Genomic DNA, 19,924 nt, shown 5'->3' with positions numbered 1-19,924 from the left:
TTCATGGGGTTATAGTGAATAAACAACCGCTGGTTTTACTGGTTGATGATGAAGAAGATCTCTGTGCGTTAATGCAAATGACGCTAGCGCGTATGGGGATAGCAACACATTGTGCTTATCGTATTGCGCAGGCGAAAGAACTTCTGCAAAACAATAATTATGATGCCTGTTTGACTGATTTAAATCTGCCTGATGGCAATGGGCTAGATCTAGTGCATTATGTTACACAGCATTGGAGTCACTTGCCGATCGCAGTATTAACCGCCTATGGCAACATGGATATTGCAATTGCAGCACTTAAAGCAGGTGCTTTTGATTTTGTCAGTAAACCTGTCAACCAAATCCATTTAGAACAATTATTACAAAAAGCTTTTAATCGACCACAAAAACAGGTCATCAATGATGAAGATAGTCTGGAAAACAGACTGCTCATTGGCCGTTCTGCACCGATCCAGCAACTACGCACCACTCTTAAGAAAATTGCACGCTCACAAGCACCCGTCTTTGTCACAGGAGAATCTGGCACAGGCAAGGAAGTGATCGCCAATCTGGTGCACCGTTTAAGTAATCGCAGCGAAGGCCCATTTATTGCCATTAACTGTGGCGCAATTCCCAGTGAACTTTTAGAGAGTGAGCTATTTGGTCACAAAAAAGGAAGTTTTAGCGGTGCAACTCAAGACAAACAAGGTCTGATCTTATCGGCACATGGCGGTAGTTTATTTCTGGATGAAATTGCTGAATTACCGTTGAATATGCAGGTTAAACTGTTACGGGCTGTACAAGAGAAAAAAGTTCGTCCAGTGGGTTCTGAACACGAAATTGATGTGGATTTCCGCGTGATTAGTGCCAGTCATCAGGATCTTGAAACATTGGTACAACAAGGCAAATTCCGTCAGGATTTATTTTTCCGCATTCATGTGATGGACCTTGAACTCCCTCCATTACGTGAACGTGGACAGGACATTTTACTCCTCGCCCATCATTTTATTCAAAAAGTGTGTGCTGAATGGGAAATTCCAGTCAAAATTCTGTCTGAACGCGCTCAGACTTTTTTATTAGAACAATATTTCCCCGGTAATGTTCGTGAATTACGTAATATGATGGAACGTGCCATTACTTTAAGTGATGACCATCAAATTGATTTACCTCACTTACAAACCGCACCTTTTCGTTATAGCCAAGCAACGGCACCGATTCAACATCATTCTGATTATCTTTCTAGCGCAAATTCAAATCACTCAGTTCCTACGACATTGGCAAACAACAAACTGCCACACGAAGGGTTAGAACAATATTTAGAAAACGTTGAAAAAGAGATTCTCTTAAATGCACTCAATTTGACGCATTGGAATCGTACTTTGGCGGCCAAAAAACTAGGCATGACTTTTCGATCTTTGCGCTATCGCCTGAAAAAATTTGGTTTAGATACTGAAGAGATTTAAATTATTTTTGTTGATGATTATTTTTGCTTGAGCAAAACCTCAGCGACATTATCCAGATAATTTTCATCACGCATTTCATTTGGTAAAGGATACAGAATATTCGGCTGTATGCCTTTACCATCAATCATTGAGCCATTTGGCGTGTAATAATGCGACACCGTCATCTGTAAAGCTGCACCATCTGGCAAGGGAAACAGTTTTTGCACAACACCTTTACCATAGCTCTTTTCACCAATCACCCAAGCACGTTTATGGTCTTTCATGGCAGCAGTAAATACTTCAGCCGCTGATGCCGAACGATGATTAATGAGGATTCCTAATTTTACTTTTTGAAATTCGCTGCTGGGTAGCGCCTGAAATTGTTGATTGCCTTCCGAACGACTTTTGGTCGAAACAATAACTCCCTGATTTAAAAATAAATCGGCTGTTTCAACGGCTGCTGAAAGCAAACCACCAGGATTATTACGCAAATCGATCAGTACTGCTTTCAGTTTGGATATATCGTATTCTTCTAATAATCGTTTAATTTCATTGGCAGTATCTTGCTGAAAAACTTTAACTTTTAAAACCAGAACCTGATTGTGTAAGAGTACTGGCTGAATATCAGCTTCCATTTTTTTATTACGCACCAAGGTTTGAGGCGTATTCATCAATGAAGTTTGAATTTGTAAGGTCGAACCAATTGATCCATATAAAAGTGCATGCACTTGTTCATGATTAAGATTTTGAATGATTTGGTCATCAATCTTAATCACTTTTTGACCATTTCTTAAACCTAATTTATAAGAATCTGAGCCTTCTTTTAGATCCCGAATCTGCCATTGTTTGGTGTGTTGTTCAAATACAAGCGCAAAATCAACCGATGCCAAATCGCCTTCGGTATATTGCATTAATTGTTTATAATCTTCCGCAGATAAATAGCGTGAATAACGATCCAGCCCACCCACTAAGCCTTTTATTGCTTGCTGAAATAAAACCTCATCAGGTTTGACATCGACATAGTTATCTTTGACGATGCCATAAATTTGAACAAATTGCTGAATAGAATCGACTGGAATTTCTACATAATGCTGTTCGGTATCTTCATCAAAGTCCAGCCCACTTGCTGCCTCAATTGGCGCTGCAAATGATGTTGAGACTGCGCTGCAACACATTAAAATGCCTGCAAAGATTGCACCCAATTTCATGTGTTGCGTCATTCAGTCACCTTTTATTCGTGGGTCAGGGTCAATAAGTTACGTCCCTGCATATCAGCAGGTACCGGAATATGCATCAAATGCAGTAGGGTTGGTGCTACATCAGCTAGAATCCCGCCCTCAGCAATCACAGCCTGAGTTGGTCCAACATAAATAAATGGAACTGCTTCAGTGGTATGTTGAGTATGCACCTGACCACTATGGTAATCCTGCATTTGTTCTACATTACCATGATCTGCTGTAATCAACATGTGACCGTGGTTTGCCATGACCGCTTCATAGACACGACCTAAACAGCGATCTACCGCTTCCACCGCTTTCACCGCGGCATCAAAAACGCCAGTATGCCCCACCATATCGCCATTGGCATAATTCACGACCAATAAATCATATTCACCTGAATTAATTGCATTCACTAATTCATCTGTGACTTCATTCGCACTCATTTCAGGCTTTAAATCATAAGTCGCGACATTTGGAGATGGGATCAAAATGCGTTTTTCACCCGGATATTCATCTTCACGCCCGCCACTAAAGAAAAACGTTACATGGGCATACTTTTCAGTTTCAGCAATGCGCAATTGGGTTTTGCCTAAATCAGACAAGTATTCGCCAATTGAGTTTTTCAAATCTTCTGGCATATACGCTACAGGCGCATCGATCGTCGCTTGATAACGGGTTAGCATCACAAATTTAGATAATACAGGAACAACTTTACGCTCAAATCCTGCGAAATCTTTTTCAACAAAGGCTCGTGTTAACTCACGCGCACGGTCTGCGCGGAAGTTCATAAATACGATGCTATCACCATCTTCAACTTTGGCAAGCTCGCCAATCCGAGTGGCTTTGACAAACTCGTCACTCTCACCTGCCGCATAGGCTTGTTCTAAACCTTCAACAGCGCTATTCACGACACGAACGGCTTCACCTTCAGTGAGTAAACGATACGCTTGCTCAACCCGATCCCAGCGATTGTCGCGATCCATTGCAAAATAACGACCAATCAGAGTGGCTATACGACCTTGATCTGGATATTGCGCAAAGACCTGATCTAGCTTTTCTAAAGATGGCTGCGCGCTTTTTGGCGGTGTATCACGTCCATCCAAAAAGGCATGTAAATAGACTTGAGCACCACGTTTTAGCGCCAACTCACACATGGCAACAATATGATCCTGATGCGAATGCACGCCACCTTCAGACAACAAACCGATAATATGCACTGCACCATTTGCGGCTTTGGCTTTTTCAACCGCATCGACCAGCACTTCATGTTCAAAAAATGCGCCATCGCGTATTTCTTTGGTAATACGGGTAAAGTCCTGATATAGAATACGACCTGCACCCAGATTCATATGTCCGACTTCCGAGTTACCCATTTGGCCGTCAGGTAAACCGACATCCTCACCAGAACCAGAAATTAAACCATGCGGATGCTTTTGTTTCATCATCGTAAGATTAGGGGTTTTTGCTGCCAAGAAAGCATTGTCTTCGACCGCTTCACGATGACCCACACCATCCATAATCACAAGAACGTGAGGGATTTTGCCAGCAGTTGCATCCGTCATGATTGATACTCTTTTTTGTCTACAATTTCGTCGCACTATCTTACCGAATTTTAGTCCAAGACTCTATGCACAGATGATAACTTTACTCATTTAGCATGATTGATTCAGACGATCTGGTAGTCATTTGAACATTAACGCGCCCGATATAACAAATAACTGCCCGCCCCAAACATGAACAGAATTGGAATAAAAATAAACCATGCTGGAGATGGCGAATACACCAAACTGGCATAGCCTAAAAAGTCCTGTAAATAGAAAATACTTAAACCTACAAACAAGGCAATCACCAAACGAAAACCCATTGATTGTTGGCGTAATGGTCCAAAAATAAAAGAACAGGCAATCAGCGTCAGGGCAATCAATGAAAAAGGCGAGCCTACTTTTTTCCAAAATGCGAGCTGATAGGTTTTAGGAATCTGGCTATATTCATGCATATAGCGCATGAAACCGACCAACTCGCTTGGCGCCAATTCTTCGGGATCAAGTGTCACCATATGTACAAACTTAGGCTGCAAGGCTAAAGATAAATCTTTCGTTGGAATCTTCTGAAAGCTGGCATCACCATTGGCCAAAATATTAAGCTGGTGATTATTTTTTAAAACCCACTCACCGTCACGAATAAACTGACCTGTTTTCGCGTTGATGACTGTATCTAAGCGATAGTCGTCATCAAAAGACGCGACCTGAATGCCATTGAGATTGCCTTTGGAATTGGCATAATCGATATAGTAAAAATGATTACCTTCTTTGGTCCAATAACCTCGCACTTCACCTAAAGCAGCGACAGTGCTTTGAGTTTTGACACCCTTTGCCTGTTCAGTGGTATATGGAATCACCCATTCACTAATACAAAATGACAAAATGACCAACAAAAATGCAGGACGCATCACCCAACCGACAATTCGCCAGAGACTGACGCCTGAACCGCGCATCACGATCAATTCACTGTTAGATGCCATAGAACCCAAGCCCAGCACGGCTCCAATCAAAGCCGCAATCGGGATCAGCTTGATGACATTATGGGGGGAATCCCACATCACATATTTAAAGGCATCCCACGCACCATACCCTTCTTTGAGTGAACCTAATTCGCCAATATAAGAAAACAAGATAAATAAGAACACCAGCACCAGAAGCGTTCCTAACATCATCAATGTGGTTGTTTTGGTCACGTATCTGGACAATATCTTTTGAGCTAACATTATGATGATCTCACTTGTTTGATCTTACGTTTGATCTTCGGTGCAAGGCTTTGTTTTCTGGCAAAGAGCAAGGCAGCAACAAAATAATTCATTAATATCGCAGGATAAACCCAGATCCCAAATTCACCACGGCTAATCCGAGTTTGAGCCGCAATCAGCAACACGATCATACTGGCAAAAATCATCAATGCAGGAAACAGTTTCAGATAACGTCCCTGACGCGGAGTAACTTCTGATAAAGCCACCGCCAGTGCCAACGCAACAAACATTGAAAATGGTGCAAAAATACGCCATCCCAACTGACTGGCAATCACAGGATCATTTCGATTTTCCCAAAGTTTTGACATCTGTAAAGCCGAAACATCATTAGAATCATAAGTGGCTTCTTTATTATTTTCGATGCGAAAGCGCCAAGTCTGAAACTCGGCCTGTACATATTTGGCAGTGTCAGGATAAATCTCGTAACGCCGTCCTTGAGTCAGATCGACGACACTGGCCGTCTGATCGGCCATTTCGACACGCGTCGCTTCTTTAGCGACAACCAACTGATCAGGTTTGCCTACTTTTTCCGCTTTAATATAAACAAAGATATCCTTTAAGTTTTTTCGATCTTCAGATAATGAACCTGCATAAATGGTATAGGGTCCAGAAGAGATAAATTCCTTAGGACGTACCAAATCGAAACCTGTTCGCAACGCTTGGGTCGATGACAACTCATTAAACTGGCGTAATCCCCACGGTGATACCCACATCATGAGTACCATTTCAACGATCACAAAGACCAAGGTCATCGGCAGCAATAAACGCGCAAGTTTGTGTTTACTGACTCCACTACTATTGAGTACCGCCATTTCATGTTCGACATATAAGCGACCAAACACCAACATCAACCCAATAAAGAAACTGAGCGGCAGTAATAAGATTAAAAACTCAGGTAAGCGATAACCAATGATACTGAACAGGACACTGACATCCAGACGTCCCTGTGCGGCAACACCAAAATATTTGATCAGTCTTGCGCCTAGCACGATCAGCGTCAAAATACTGACCACCACCAGACTGGTTGACACGACTTGCTTGACGAGATAACGCCGAATAATCAAAGTGAATACTTCCAAAATGGACAAACGCAATACAGCATAGTTTACCCGAATGTTAAAAATATAAAACCTATCCTACGCTTGCCAATTGAAACTGATGTCAGGAAAGTGTTTCAATGGTAGGCATCAATGAACATATTTAAATAGGCATCCAGACCGCATATGAAATATACGATTAATTCCGCATTGCCACAAAACTCATCTGCTGAATCGTTGCTGATTCTGGTCGATAACAACAAGCTTGAAAGCATTGAAAAAACATATCAAATCAATGAATTAAAAAAATTATTTGAACAAGTACATTATAAAGCCAGTTTCAATGAAAGCTTGCCTCTTATCGGAAAATTAGCAACCATTCCTAATGTCACTTTATTGGGTTTAGGCGATACTGCCGATATTAAAGCCGCAAAAATAGCGAAACTGGCACAGAGCATCATTAAAGCCACACAAACCAAATTCAAACAAATTCATATCGATCTTTCAGCACTTCCTGCTGATTTGCATTATCTCTTTGCTTTAAGCCTGTCACAAGCGGCTTATGGTTTTGATGAGTTTAAATCGAAAAAGAATGAGTTTGTTCTCGAAACCATCAACTTGATCAGCACCAATAGCAGTTTAAATTCCGACCAGTTGCAACTGATTGAAGCCTTACAATCTGGCCAAGCCCTTGCGCGTGATTTGGGTAATCGGCCAGGCAATATTTGCTTCCCAGAATATCTGGCAGATCAAGCCAAAGCCCTTGCCAATGAGTTTCCAGATTTGCTCAAAGTCACGGTACTGGATGAACAGCAAATGGCGGACTTGGGCATGAATGCCTTTCTTGCAGTCAGCAAAGGTTCTGCGCGTCCGGGACGTGTGATCACTCTCGAATACAATGCCAAACTCGATCAAGCGCCAGTAGTTTTAGTTGGTAAAGGCGTGACCTTTGATACAGGCGGGATTTCGATCAAACCTGCACAAACCATGGATGAGATGAAATTTGACATGTGTGGTGCTGCGTCAGTATTAGGTACGATTCGAAGCTTATGCGAAGCACGTTTACCGATTCATGTCGTCGGCGCGATTGCTGCGGCAGAAAATATGCCGTCTGCACAAGCAACTCGCCCGGGCGATATTGTCACCACCATGAGTGGACAAACTGTAGAAATCTTAAATACCGATGCCGAAGGTCGTTTGGTGCTGTGCGATACGCTCACCTATATTCAGCGTTTTAACCCAGCACTGGTCATTGATATAGCAACGTTAACAGGTGCTTGTGTGGTGGCATTGGGCAAAGTGTTAAGTGGTTTATTCTCTCCTGATGATGAGCTTGCCAATGAACTCTTACAGGCAGGCGAACAGTCCTTTGATCGCGTTTGGCGTATGCCTGTGAGTGATGACTATCAGGAATTACTCGATTCACCATTTGCCGATATCGCCAATATTGGCGGGCCTTATGGGGGTGCAATTACCGCAGCCTGCTTCCTACAGCGTTTTACCCGAGACTACCGTTGGGCACATCTGGATGTCGCAGGCACAGCTTGGCTATCTGGTCCAAACAAAGGCGCAACGGGTCGCCCTGTACCACTTTTAGTCCAGTTCTTGGCAAATCGCGTTAAAGCGCATGGCTAATATCAGCTTTTATTTATTTGAAACCAGTCAGGAACGGCAAGTCGACAGTGCTTGCCGTTTATGCCGTAAGTTATTGAAAAAACATCCTAAGATTTGGTGGTATTGTCCAGATCAAACTTTACAGGGTGAATTAGATGAGGCTTTGTGGTCATTTGATCCGCAAAGCTTTATTGCACATGGGATTGATCAAGTTCATGCACCTGTTTGTATTTCCGCGCAATTACCCGATCAATCTGACTGGTTTGTGTTTAATTTTAACAATCAGGCACTTGAACAAATTGAGCAGTTTGGTCACATTATTGAGATTATTGAAAATAATGAAACTGCCAAACAGCTTGGGCGAGAAAAATTTAAATTTTATCGTCGCTTAGGGGTCGAACCCCGCACCTTTAAACTGTAAAAGTCCATTAAAATGTAAGGAGATGGCGAGTGGCACTCAATGTCGGTCAGGATTTTAAAAAACGTTGGTTAAACGCGCCAGAAACGGTTCGTCAAACCTATCAGGATGATCTTGCCCGAATTTGTGATTTATTACTGCCACAGACGGTTATTGAAACATGGACAACGCAAGATCAAAAATCACAACAGATCTCTTTGGATAAAATTGATCAAGCCTATGCTGATTTAAAAGCAGAATTGATTGAACAAGCGCGTATTCGTAAACAGCAAGCACTCGAACAATCGCTTGCAGAAAAACGCGAACAACAAGCTCAATATGCAGCCTCATTACAAGCGGATGAAGCACATAAGTTTCAACAACAAACTCATGAGTTAATGGCTTTACATCGACATATTCAGCAAGAGACTGAAACTCAGACTGCTCGTTATCATCAAAACCCAGATCAAGTCGCGATTGATTATTCTCATGCTCGCCATCAGATATCGGATGATCAAATTCCGTCTGAACTGGAAAGCTTACGTTTACGGCTGGAACTTGAAGCAGATAGCTTGATTGAGCAGGCAGTGACCGTATTTAGAGCCAAACTGCATACCGCAGCGCAAGAAGAAATCGAATACATCCTAAAAAACTCAAATTTTTAGAATCTATATTGAATTCAATTCTTTATTTTTTCCAGATTGTCATCAAACTGACACATCCTTGTCACATGATAGTCATATCGCGGTTGCGATTAACTTTATAATACTGTTAAACATTTGACCCATTTCTGGAAAAATTCATGAACATACTTAGCAATATCTCCGCACAGATTGCCCAGTTAACCACAGGCGAGACTTGGACTTTATCTGCTCAGGATTTATACATGAGTCGCGACGATTTCAGCTCTCTTTCCATTTTCCTGAAACAGGAATCGCAAAATGGTACATTTTCCGTCGCGGTACCAGAAACTCTTAAATCGTGGTTAGGTTCAACGTCATTAACTGTCACCAAACACTAATAAAAATGCCCAGTTTAAAAACTGGGCACATTCTAATTTTCAACAACGTTTTATTTTAAGAAACCATTTTCAGCCAAAAAAGCCATACTAATATCAGCAGATTGTTGACCTTGCTCTGCGGCTTTATCACCTAGTAGAAGACGCTCAATATAACGCGCCAATACATCCACTTCTAAGTTTACTTTTGCTCCAGTTTTCCATGTAGAAATATTGGTGCGTTCAGCCGTATGCGGAATCAGATTCAAACTTAAAATATTGCCCCGTAAATGATTAATGGTCAGGCTAATGCCATCCACGGTGATTGAACCTTTTTCTGCCAAATATTTGGCAATTTCAACAGGAGCGGTGACTTCATAATAAATCGAACGGGCATCTTCGCGCACCAATGTAATTTCACCCACCGCATCGACATGGCCGCTAACAATATGCCCACCAAAGCGTGTGGTCGGTAGCATCGCCTTTTCCACATTGACAGGCTGACCGACTCGCCATTGTCCAAGTGTCGTCCGATTAAGGCTTTCACGTGATACATCTGCGGCATACCAGTCACTACCCCACTCGATTACAGTTAGACAGATCCCATTGGTCGCAATCGAATCTCCCAAATGCACATCGGACATATCCAGATCAGTTTGAATGCGTAAGCGCACATCACCACCTACATTTTGCAGGCTTTCAACTTTGCCTAAACTTTCAATAATGCCTGTAAACATGCTGCTGCTCCAAATATTGATTCTGCATAAATGTGTTGCTTACCAAAGTGCAAGCTGGGTATTTGGCCCAGACGTATCAACACCACCCAATTCAGCAAAGTGATAAAGTTGACCTAAAAGCTGACGCAGCGGTGGCCCTGATTTGGCATGCGTATCGGTAATCACGATAAACTCAAGTACCCGAGCACGTTCAGACTGACGTTGCTTACTGACTCGATAACGTGGCACATCTTGTGTTAATAAGGTCACTTTGCCGCGTTTCAAATTGGCCGTGAGTAAATCTTTCGGATCGATATTCCCATCAGTCGAATAGCTGGTCAAAATATAACGTGCGTTAATTGTCGCCAGTAATTTTTCATAAGCATCTTTGGCATGTCTGGATGAGTTATAGGGACTTGGACGTTCTTTACGCCATGCCCGATCAATCCCGCTCTTGTAGCCCTTCGTATCGGGTGGAGGCAAATCCACTTGATCCCACAGGGTTAAGGCATTCAAAACATGGTAATTACTACTGTAGGCGTGTTGATTGTAAGGTGGATCCAGATAAGCGACATCCACTTCAAAACCACTCATTTGATTGGAGAGATGCTGTGCATCGACACACCACATTTCAGCCGCAGGACGTTTAGCATCACCAATTTCACAAAAACGGCTTGGGGTCAGCCAAAGCAAAGATTCAATCCGTTCTAATGCGGTCTGGGTTTTACCACCCCAGCCTTGATGAAAGCTTTTAAATACACCACTGGTATTACTGACAAAACTGGCAGAATAGAGTAAAGGTGCCAACAGTGCACTCATTTCTACATCATTAATCGCACCCTGCGCTTGCCATGTCGCAATCTGCTGACGAATCGCATCAATCCGCATGCCATTACGACGTTTAAAAAATAAACGGTCGCGACTCGGATCATACACATCATCATTACGTGGACACAGATTATGCGTTACCCAGCCTTTGACTTCAGGCAAACGGTTCAAATAATCAATGGCTTTTTGATAACCACCTAACTCTTTAAATGCAGGCGCATCGACACAGGCCAATATCGCATGATTTAAAGCATGGCTATAAGGTTCCCAATCATTGGCAATCACACGATAACCGTTTTGTCGTGCCAGACGCGATACGACACCACTGCCTGCAAAAAAATCGGCAAAAATCGGGGGATTCTTCTTTTTACTGTTCAGCGTTCCCGTAATTTCCAGTGCTTCTAAAATCAGATGCAATAATCTGCGTTTGTTGCCTAAATATGGCACCAACTGGTGAAATAGATATTCATCTGTGGTTCGTGCCGCATGACGGCGTTTATGATAAACCGAAGCCTCTGAATTCATACTGTCTCTTGAATCGGGATAAGTCTTAAGCGGATGTCCTGACCAATTTGCGTCACATCAAACAGCTTAAATCGAAGTTGCTCTGACATTTTGTGCAAATCAGCGCTAAACATGGCACGTGCCGATTGCCCCAATAATGTGGGAGCAATATAGCTGATCATTTCATCGACCAGTTTTTCCTGTAAAAATGCCGTCGCTAAAGTCGTTCCTGCCTCCACCATCACATCATACAAATGATATTCTTTGGACAAGGTCGCAAGAAGTTCGCGTAGGGATTGAACAGGCAATTGTAGCACACCTAAATCTGCAAGTTCCTGACGAAATGGCCCCATCACCATTAAGCTTTCAGGTGCATGTAGAATTTTAGCCGTTAAGGGTAAACGCCCCTGCCGATCCAAGATTAAACGTTTGGGTTGAGCAATGGCAGAGATATCCTCGACATCCGCAAGTACTCGTACATTGAGCTGGCAATCATCTGCAAGTACAGTTTGTATGCCCGTGATCACTACAGCTGAACGTGCCCGCCAATATTGTACATCCAGACGCGCATCTACACCTGTAATCCATTTGGATTCACCTGATGCCATTGCGGTTCGCCCATCTAAACTCGAAGCGACTTTCAGGCGGACATAGGGCAAACCTCCCGCCATGACTTTTAAAAAACCACGATTAAGTTCAATGGCATCCTGCTCAAGCACTCCCACCTGTGTGGTAATCCCTGCATTGTTTAATATTTTTTGACCTTTGCCAGCGACTAAGGGATTTGGATCGAGTGTTGCAATCACCACGCGGGTGACTTTGGCACGGACTAGCGCTTCAGCACACGGTGGCGTTCGACCAAAATGTGCACAAGGTTCTAGGGTCACATAAGCGGTTGCACCTTCAGCACGATCACCCGCTTCACGTAAGGCAAAGACTTCGGCATGTGAACCACCAACAGGTGCCGTCGCGCCACGACCAATGATCTGATCATCTTTGACAATGACGCAACCTACAGCAGGATTTGGACGGGTTCGATACAAGGCAGTTTTCGCCTCAGCCAATGCTTGCGCCATCCAATAATGATCTTGTTGATCTAAGTGACTTACTTTAGTCATGTTCGTGTTCACGTTGCTGCATTTGTTCAATTTGACGACGGAATGCTTCGACATCCTGAAAGTCCTGATAGACAGAAGCGAAACGGACATACGCGACATGATCCAGTGCAAACAATGCCTGCATCACAACCTCGCCAATCTTACGAGACTTAACATCACGCTCACCCAAACGTCTGATTTGCAATTGAATATCACTCAAAACCGTTTCAATTTGCTCTTGGGTAACAGGACGTTTTTGCAGAGCATGCATCAGTGAACGGCGTAATTTAGCCTCGTCAAAAGGCTCGTTTTTGCCGTTTGATTTAATCACACGAGGCATCACGACTTCATAACTTTCAAAAGTTGTAAAGCGTTCACCACAATGGAGACATTCACGTCTGCGACGAATTTGACAGCCTTCAGCAGCAAGACGTGAATCGATGACTTTACTGTCTGCGGCGTTGCAGAAAGGACAATGCATAGCAGCTCAAAATGAATTCATTCTTAGAGCTAGTGTAGCAAAGATTGGACAAAGACTAAATCATCTCTCTATAAACAAAAAAACAGCCACGAGGGCTGTTTTTAATTTAATTCTAATTACTCGATACGTTCGCCATGTTGGCTTAAATCCAGACCCATACGTTCATCATCAGCCGACACACGGATACCAATGATTAGATCGATCACTTTTAGAATAATAAAGGTCATTACACCACTATAAATGATGGTCGCAAGAACACCTTCAAGCTGTACCCATAACTGACCAGCAAAGGTTGGAGCAAGAGTAACACCCGCTGCTTTAATAATTTCATCGCTATAGAATACGCCAGTTAAAATTGCACCGACGATACCACCAACTGCATGTAAACCAAATGCATCCAAGGCATCATCCGCTTTTAACATGCGTTTCAATGCAGTAATCCCCCAGAAGCAGACTACACCACCGATCAGACCCATGATCAACGCACCACCTACACCGACAAAACCAGCCGCAGGAGTAATCACAACCAGACCAGCAACCGCACCAGATGCACCACCTAATACAGAGGCTTTACCACGAATGATTCGTTCTACCACAAGCCATGAGAAAGCAGCAGCGGCAGCAGCAACTTGAGTCACCAGGATTGCCATACTTGCACGTGCGCCTGCACCTAATGCACTACCACCATTAAAGCCGAACCAACCTACCCAGATCAAACTTGCACCGATCACAGTCAGTGTCAAATTGTGCGGAGCCATAGATTCTTTGCCTAAGCCAATACGCTTACCGAGCATATAAGCAGCCACCAAACCGGCCACACCTGAGTTAATATGAACCACCGTACCACCAGCAAAGTCTAAAGCGCCTGCTTTAAATAACCAGCCATCCGTTGCCCATACCCAGTGAGTAATTGGGGTATAAACCACCAGAACCCAAACTGCAATAAACAACATAAATGCTGAATACTTCATACGATCTGCGATTGAACCACTAATAATGGCAACCGTAATAATCGCAAAAGTCATCTGGAAAATTACAAACAGTGTTTCTGGAATCGTACCGCTTAAAGCATCGAAAGCCACACCATTTAACATGGCTTTGGACAAGTCACCAAAATAAGCCCCTGTTCCAGAGAAAGCCAGTGAATAACCTGCAATCACCCAGATTAAGCTCACAAGAATGGCAGCTGAAAGACTGAACATCATGGTGCTTAGTACGTTTTTCTTACGCACCATACCGCCGTAGAACAATGCCAAGCCAGGAATGGTCATGAGTAAAACCAATGCTGTCGAGATCAGGATCCAAGAGGTATCGCCTGTATCAAGTTTTGGCGTCGCAGCAGCTGGAGCCACGGGTTCTGCTGGAGCAACGACAGTGGCGGTTGCAGCAGGAGCTTCTGTTGTCACAACAGTGGTCGTTTGTTCTGTTGGTGTAGGTGTTGATGCAGCTTCTTCAGCCCACGCAGCCGAACCACCTAAAAGCGCACTGGATAAACCAAGTGCCAAGAGCATTTTTTTCATTTGTATCCCCCAACCTAAAATTTTGTGAGTTATGCCGTATTCAGCAAACTTTGTGCCAACACTTAAACAGCGTCTGGACCAGTTTCGCCTGTACGAATACGGATCACTTGTTCCAGATTTGTCACAAAGATTTTTCCGTCACCAATTTTTCCTGTGCTAGCAACACGTGTAATTGATTCGATGACCGCATCGACCATTTCATCGCTAATCGCAATTTCAATTTTGACTTTAGGAAGAAAGTCAACGACATACTCTGCACCACGATACAGTTCAGTATGACCTTTTTGACGACCAAAACCTTTCACTTCAGTGACAGTAATCCCCTGAACACCAATTTCAGAAAGTGCTTCACGCACATCGTCCAATTTAAATGGTTTTACAATAGCAGTTACGAGCTTCATGTTTGTTTTCCTTCGGCTTATTTCACCAGTAAGGTTTTATGTTCAATTTTCATGCCAATATTTCTTAGGTTGAGGGAATCAGAAATGATCAGCGTGATTTTGTCTTTATAACCTATTTGCGCTACAAGATGTAGCATCTCCCTTTAATTTAAACATTTTTCTACTTTGTTTTGCAGTTTAGCTATAAAAATAGGTTGATTAATCGGAGAGCACTAGGGTCAATATAAAAGCAGTGGTAAACTGCACGCGGATCATATTATTTACGCGGATATCTCATGATTGAAACACTATTACAGGCGATACTTGAACAAGTCGACCAACCAAAAAAAGACCTTGAAAATAATTTAAGAGCTTTGCTCAATGAAGCTGTAGAGAAACTGGATTTAGTTTCAAAACAAGAAATTGACCGTCAACGTATTGCACTTCAACACGCCAATCAGCGCCTTAGCCAATTACAGGAACAAATGAATATTTTAGAGAGCATCATTCAAAACAAAAAATAAGCACCAACTCAGTGCATAAACATTTGAAAACGATTAAAAATAAAGCACCATAATGGAACAATATCAAAATGTCTTTTGCAAAGATTTTAACTCGCGGGGTATTAGGGTTACATGCTCCTTTAATTGAGGTCGAAGTTCATTTAAGTCAGGGGCTTCCCTCACTCACGATCGTTGGGCTAGCAGAAGCAGCGGTACGTGAAAGTAAGGATCGAGTACGCTCTGCGATTATTAACAGTGGTTTTCAGTTTCCAACCAAACGCCTGACCATTAATCTGGCACCAGCGGATCTGCCGAAAGATGGATCCCGTCTTGATCTCGCCATTGCTTTAGGGATTCTGATTGCCTCTGGACAATTGCCTGAAGCCTGTACAGATGGATTTGAATTTATTGGAGAATTGGCTTTGGATGGGCATTTAAGACCCGTCACCAGCGCTCTAAGCATAGCGATGGCGTGTCAACAAGCGCAACGTCAGCTTTTTATTCCTAAGGCGAATCTTGAACAGGTGGAACAGCTTTCTGAATTTCAACTTTATTCAGCCAACCACTTAAAACAGGTCTGTGAACATTTTCTGGGAGTACAGCCTATTCCTGCTCATATCACTCAAAATAACAATCATACTCAAGCTTATAAATATGATCTGATTGATGTAAAAGGACAATTACGGCCACGTCGTGCACTTGAAATTGCCGCAGCTGGAGGACACTCTTTATTATTTAAGGGGCCACCGGGTACTGGTAAAACTTTGTTAGCTTCGCGTCTACCTAGCATTTTGCCGCCGTTATCAACACAGGAAAATCTTGAAGTCGCCAGTATCTACTCGATTGCCAATAATCAGCATCATTTTGGTTTACGTCCTTTTCGAGCACCGCATCACACGGCTTCTGCGATTGCATTGGTAGGTGGAGGCTCACATCCTAAACCCGGAGAAATTACACTGGCTCATTTAGGCGTTTTATTTTTAGATGAGTTACCAGAATTTGATCGCAAAGTGCTTGAAGTATTACGACAACCACTTGAATCTAAAGAAATCGTGATTTCACGTGCATCTCGACAAATTACCTTTCCTGCTAATTTTCAGTTGATTGCAGCAATGAATCCATGTCCATGTGGCTATGCATTTAATCAGGATAGTCGCTGCCAGTGTTCGCCTGAATCAATTCAACGTTATCAAAATCGAATTTCAGGACCTTTGCTGGATCGAATCGATTTACATATTGATGTTCCTCCATTACAAGCCAATGAATTGCAAAATAATGTACCTGTAGAAGATTCTATGACTGTACGTAAACGTGTGATGAGTGCTTATGACTCTCAAATTCAGCGTCAACAAAAAGCAAATTTTGCACTTTCACCCCAAGAATTAGAACAATATGCGGTACTGGATGCGCATGCTGAAAAAATGATGGAAGTTGCGCAACAACGTATGAATTTATCGGCGCGCTCTTATCATCGTATTTTACGTGTTGCACGTACTATTGCAGATTTATCACACAGTCCTAATATTGAAATTACACATTTATCAGAAGCGTTGTCATATCGACAAAAGATTTGATTTACATAAAAAAATGCCTCAACAACGAGGCATTTTTTTGATTTAGATCAATTAAAAAGTTTTAGATAAGGTGAGTACTGCACCTAAATCATATGGTTTTTTACCTGCATCGGTCATACCCGATGTACTAATGTCAGTGCCTACACCAGCAAGTTCAGCCGTAACGCCTAAAATGCTGTATTGCACACCAAATTTATAATCTAGATAGCTATCATCTTCGCCCGGCCCACCTGCAACCACACTTAAAGAATCTTTATCTTTCAACTTGTTATATCCAATAGATGCAATACCAGTAAATCCTGTATCTGCAATTGGAGCACTATAACCTAAATTAAAATACCAGAAATCATCAGTACGCCCCCAGTAATCAGGTGAATAGTTAACGCCTACTGTAACGCTATCGCCTTTTAACAGAGCTTCTGGGAAAATTAACTTCGCATAAACTTCTGTGAAATTCAAACCCGATTTACCATTGTATGGATTGACGGCATTGGTTTTTGAACCAACATAACCATAATAGGTTACGCCCACGTCATAGGTCGCGCTATAGTTTGGATTAAATGCAATTTTGTTAGAATAACCTAAAGTTGCATCAGTCTCAGCAGATACCCCATGTATATTAAAGTCTACACTCGAACCCCATAGTGCCAGATAGGCACCTGATTCATGATTCAAGGTAAAGCCGCCCTGAATTGCTGGATTATTTGAACTTTGAGTCACACCACGGAAACGATAGTCTGTAGTTGCAGCCACACTACCCGCAACAGAAAAACCTGCGACAGATGGTTTATCTTCAGCCATTGCAGCCGTTGAACCTGCGACCAATACGCCTAATGCAACCGCTTTACATGCAAATTTTTTCATTCTGATCTCCCCCATGATCGGATCACTCCGACGGATATTGTGTTTTAAATTGCATCGATTTAGATTTAGCAAATGCTATGCCAACTTTTAGACAGCTCATCTCTTTTATTAAATTAACGCTGCAAAAAGAGCGAAAATTTTGAAGTTCAAGCTATCGACTTTAACCCCTCCAAAATTTGCTTTAAGCACTGCTACAATCGAGATGTAGTGTGAAAAATTAGACTGTAAAATTTCCATTCGTTTTAATACGACTGTCATCATTTTTGTATAAAGGCTTTAATAACGTTAAAACATGTCATTCATGATGAATCAAGTTCAGCCAACTATGTAACAAAAAATGTGAGATAGCGCAGTTTTGGGTCTTTTTCCAACTTTGCATAATAATTGTGCATTTTTTAAGTGCATCTTTGTTTTGTTTAAATAAACTAAAAAATTCCAAAAAATTGATCAAATAAAGTTAACTAAAAACCTGCTATTTCTAAATTGCATATATACATTAGTAAAATAATTTAATGAAAATGATATCTTTTCTATAGATTATCTATACAATTTGTTCATTTTCTGAGTCCTGCTTAGAAACCCATTTAGATTTATTTTTGAGGTATTCAATGCTAAAAGCACAAAAGCTTACTTTAGCAGTTTTGGTTAACGCTGCCCTTATTTCCTCAGCGTATGCAAGTGAACAAAGTGAAGCAAAAGGTTTTGTTGAAGGTGCTAGCGCATCGGTTCTATTACGCAACGGTTTTATTCAACGCGATAAAAAAGATGGCGTTCATGATACTAATTCATGGCTTCAATCGGTCATGCTAAATCTTGAGTCTGGCTTTACCCAAGGCCCGGTCGGTTTTGCAGCGGGTGTCGTGGGTGATTTTTCTTTTAAATTAGGCGATAACTATCATGCAGGTAACAGCATGATTGCGCTAAAAAATGATGGGCAAAAAGATGCCAATGGCCGTGTAGATCCATACGACCAATGGACACGCGGTGGTGGTTATGTCAAAGCCCGCGCATCAAACACAACCTTAACCTATGGTACACAGATTCTTGATTTACCTGTCCTTGCCAGTATGACGACACGTAACGTGCCTGAATATTTTGAAGGGACACTGATCACCAGCCACGAAATTAAAAACTTGGAAGTGGTTGCGGGTAAATTTACAAAAAACCAATTACCTGAACATATTGCATCTGACCAAAACCATTTGGATCGTGCTTATGTCTGGGGCGCAAAATACCAGTTTAATGATCAGTTAAAAGCTGCTTATTATGGTGCTGATCTGAAAGACAAACTTGAACGTCATTATGCCAATGTCAATTATAAGCAAACCCTTGCCAATAAAGATTCATTGACTTATGACTTCAGTGGCTACCACACCAAGTTTGAGCCAGGTACAACCTACTCTGCGACTGGTCCAGCCAATGAAGACAAGAAAAATAATATCTGGGCAGTATCTGCAACGTATAATACTGGCCCACATACAGCTATGTTGGCGTATCAACAAAATACAGGCAATGTTGGCTATGACTATGGTCAAAATGGCGATGGTGGTCAAAGTATTTATCTGCCAAACTCATACCTGTCTGACTTTATTGGTAATCATGAAAAGTCGGTACAACTGCAATACACTTATGACTTTGCGGATTTAGCTGTTCCAGGTCTGTCATGGACAACCGCTTACGTTTATGGCTGGGACATCCGTGTAAATAACTTGACTGATGATGCCAAAGAGCGCGAGTTCTTCAATCAGGTGTCTTATAAAGTCCAAACGGGCCCTGCCAAAGATTTAAATATCCGTGTACGTAATTCAATTTATCGTGCCAGTGATGAATATCAAACCAATGCCTATATTGGTGATACCAACGAATGGCGTATCTTTGTTGATTTCCCGATTAAATTCTTCTAATCAGTTAAAACCAATCTGATACAAAAAACCCTACATTGAAATGTAGGGTTTTTAGTTTTATCGC

19 protein-coding genes are annotated in these 19,924 nt (G+C 42.1%); 8 read left to right on the top strand and 11 right to left on the bottom strand.

Annotation, left to right across the window (positions count from 1 at the left end; translation table 11 throughout):
* The first annotated feature begins 11 nt into the window (after positions 1-11).
* Entirely contained in the window at positions 12-1,442 is a 1,431-nt protein-coding gene (locus JR005_RS06130; RefSeq protein WP_026039946.1) for a sigma-54-dependent transcriptional regulator, read from the top strand.
* Between the two features lie 17 nt (positions 1,443-1,459).
* Here JR005_RS06130 and JR005_RS06125 read toward each other — a convergent pair whose 3' ends face one another.
* From JR005_RS06125 to lptF, 4 genes are all read right to left on the bottom strand, one after another.
* Positions 1,460-2,641, bottom strand: coding sequence for a S41 family peptidase (locus tag JR005_RS06125; RefSeq protein WP_218665726.1), 1,182 nt, complete (start codon positions 2,639-2,641; stop codon positions 1,460-1,462).
* Positions 2,642-2,652: 11 nt separating this feature from the next.
* Complete coding sequence (gene gpmI / locus JR005_RS06120) at positions 2,653-4,203, bottom strand: 2,3-bisphosphoglycerate-independent phosphoglycerate mutase (protein ID WP_010588812.1); 1,551 nt, start codon at positions 4,201-4,203, stop codon at positions 2,653-2,655.
* Between the two features lie 131 nt (positions 4,204-4,334).
* Positions 4,335-5,405: an LPS export ABC transporter permease LptG gene (gene lptG, locus JR005_RS06115; protein WP_218665725.1), complete on the bottom strand. Its 1,071-nt coding sequence runs from the start codon at positions 5,403-5,405 to the stop codon at positions 4,335-4,337.
* Positions 5,405-6,508: an LPS export ABC transporter permease LptF gene (gene lptF / locus JR005_RS06110; protein WP_218665724.1), complete on the bottom strand. Its 1,104-nt coding sequence runs from the start codon at positions 6,506-6,508 to the stop codon at positions 5,405-5,407. The genes lptG and lptF overlap by 1 nt, the downstream gene beginning before the upstream one ends.
* A gap of 159 nt (positions 6,509-6,667) precedes the next feature.
* Between lptF and JR005_RS06105 the strand changes: the two genes are divergently transcribed.
* From JR005_RS06105 to JR005_RS06090, 4 genes are all read left to right on the top strand, one after another.
* Positions 6,668-8,116 carry a leucyl aminopeptidase gene (locus JR005_RS06105; protein ID WP_218665723.1) on the top strand — a complete coding sequence of 483 codons (1,449 nt, stop codon included), beginning with the start codon at positions 6,668-6,670 and terminating at the stop codon, positions 8,114-8,116.
* Positions 8,109-8,516, top strand: a complete 408-nt coding sequence (locus tag JR005_RS06100; RefSeq protein ID WP_218665722.1) for a DNA polymerase III subunit chi — start codon at positions 8,109-8,111, stop codon at positions 8,514-8,516. Before JR005_RS06105 ends, JR005_RS06100 begins: the two co-directional genes overlap by 8 nt.
* 29 nt (positions 8,517-8,545) lie before the next feature.
* The gene (locus JR005_RS06095; protein WP_218665721.1) at positions 8,546-9,157 is read left to right on the top strand and encodes a hypothetical protein; all 612 of its coding nucleotides are present in this window, start codon (positions 8,546-8,548) and stop codon (positions 9,155-9,157) included.
* Positions 9,158-9,294: 137 nt separating this feature from the next.
* Entirely contained in the window at positions 9,295-9,513 is a 219-nt protein-coding gene (locus JR005_RS06090; RefSeq protein ID WP_218665720.1) for a hypothetical protein, read from the top strand.
* A gap of 50 nt (positions 9,514-9,563) precedes the next feature.
* Here JR005_RS06090 and JR005_RS06085 read toward each other — a convergent pair whose 3' ends face one another.
* The 6 genes from JR005_RS06085 to glnK all read right to left on the bottom strand — a co-directional run bounded on the left by JR005_RS06085 (position 9,564) and on the right by glnK (position 15,036).
* Positions 9,564-10,226 (bottom strand): riboflavin synthase, encoded by a 663-nt coding sequence (locus JR005_RS06085; RefSeq protein WP_005001779.1) that lies wholly within the window; start codon positions 10,224-10,226, stop codon positions 9,564-9,566.
* 39 nt (positions 10,227-10,265) lie between these two features.
* Positions 10,266-11,558 carry a DNA adenine methylase gene (locus JR005_RS06080; RefSeq protein WP_218665719.1) on the bottom strand — a complete coding sequence of 431 codons (1,293 nt, stop codon included), beginning with the start codon at positions 11,556-11,558 and terminating at the stop codon, positions 10,266-10,268.
* Complete coding sequence (gene ribD / locus JR005_RS06075; protein ID WP_010588816.1) at positions 11,555-12,655, bottom strand: bifunctional diaminohydroxyphosphoribosylaminopyrimidine deaminase/5-amino-6-(5-phosphoribosylamino)uracil reductase RibD; 1,101 nt, start codon at positions 12,653-12,655, stop codon at positions 11,555-11,557. The genes JR005_RS06080 and ribD overlap by 4 nt, the downstream gene beginning before the upstream one ends.
* Entirely contained in the window at positions 12,648-13,115 is a 468-nt protein-coding gene (gene nrdR, locus JR005_RS06070) for a transcriptional regulator NrdR (RefSeq protein WP_005001774.1), read from the bottom strand. Before nrdR ends, ribD begins: the two co-directional genes overlap by 8 nt.
* Positions 13,116-13,231: 116 nt before the next feature.
* Positions 13,232-14,635, bottom strand: coding sequence for an ammonium transporter (locus JR005_RS06065; RefSeq protein ID WP_005001773.1), 1,404 nt, complete (start codon positions 14,633-14,635; stop codon positions 13,232-13,234).
* Between the two features lie 62 nt (positions 14,636-14,697).
* Positions 14,698-15,036, bottom strand: coding sequence for a P-II family nitrogen regulator (gene glnK, locus JR005_RS06060; RefSeq protein ID WP_004656379.1), 339 nt, complete (start codon positions 15,034-15,036; stop codon positions 14,698-14,700).
* A 275-nt stretch (positions 15,037-15,311) separates the two neighbouring features.
* Here glnK and JR005_RS06055 point away from each other — a divergent pair, with 275 nt between their 5' ends.
* Together JR005_RS06055 and JR005_RS06050 are read left to right on the top strand one after the other, a co-directional pair.
* Positions 15,312-15,539: an accessory factor UbiK family protein gene (locus JR005_RS06055; RefSeq protein WP_005001770.1), complete on the top strand. Its 228-nt coding sequence runs from the start codon at positions 15,312-15,314 to the stop codon at positions 15,537-15,539.
* A 68-nt stretch (positions 15,540-15,607) separates the two neighbouring features.
* On the top strand, positions 15,608-17,092 hold the full coding sequence (locus JR005_RS06050) for a YifB family Mg chelatase-like AAA ATPase (protein WP_005001768.1): 1,485 nt from the start codon (positions 15,608-15,610) through the stop codon (positions 17,090-17,092).
* A gap of 51 nt (positions 17,093-17,143) precedes the next feature.
* Here the strand turns inward: JR005_RS06050 and JR005_RS06045 are convergent, their stop codons facing one another.
* Entirely contained in the window at positions 17,144-17,956 is an 813-nt protein-coding gene (locus JR005_RS06045; RefSeq protein WP_010588817.1) for a TorF family putative porin, read from the bottom strand.
* A gap of 608 nt (positions 17,957-18,564) precedes the next feature.
* Here JR005_RS06045 and JR005_RS06040 point away from each other — a divergent pair.
* On the top strand, positions 18,565-19,860 hold the full coding sequence (locus JR005_RS06040; protein WP_005001763.1) for an OprD family outer membrane porin: 1,296 nt from the start codon (positions 18,565-18,567) through the stop codon (positions 19,858-19,860).
* Positions 19,861-19,924: the final 64 nt, after the last annotated feature.

The organism is Acinetobacter sp. Colony158 (assembly GCF_019264745.1).
GTDB classification, from domain to species: domain Bacteria; phylum Pseudomonadota; class Gammaproteobacteria; order Pseudomonadales; family Moraxellaceae; genus Acinetobacter; species Acinetobacter ursingii.
The sequence above is the reverse complement of the archived record's forward strand: the minus strand, read 5'-3'. Positions and strand labels throughout refer to the sequence as shown.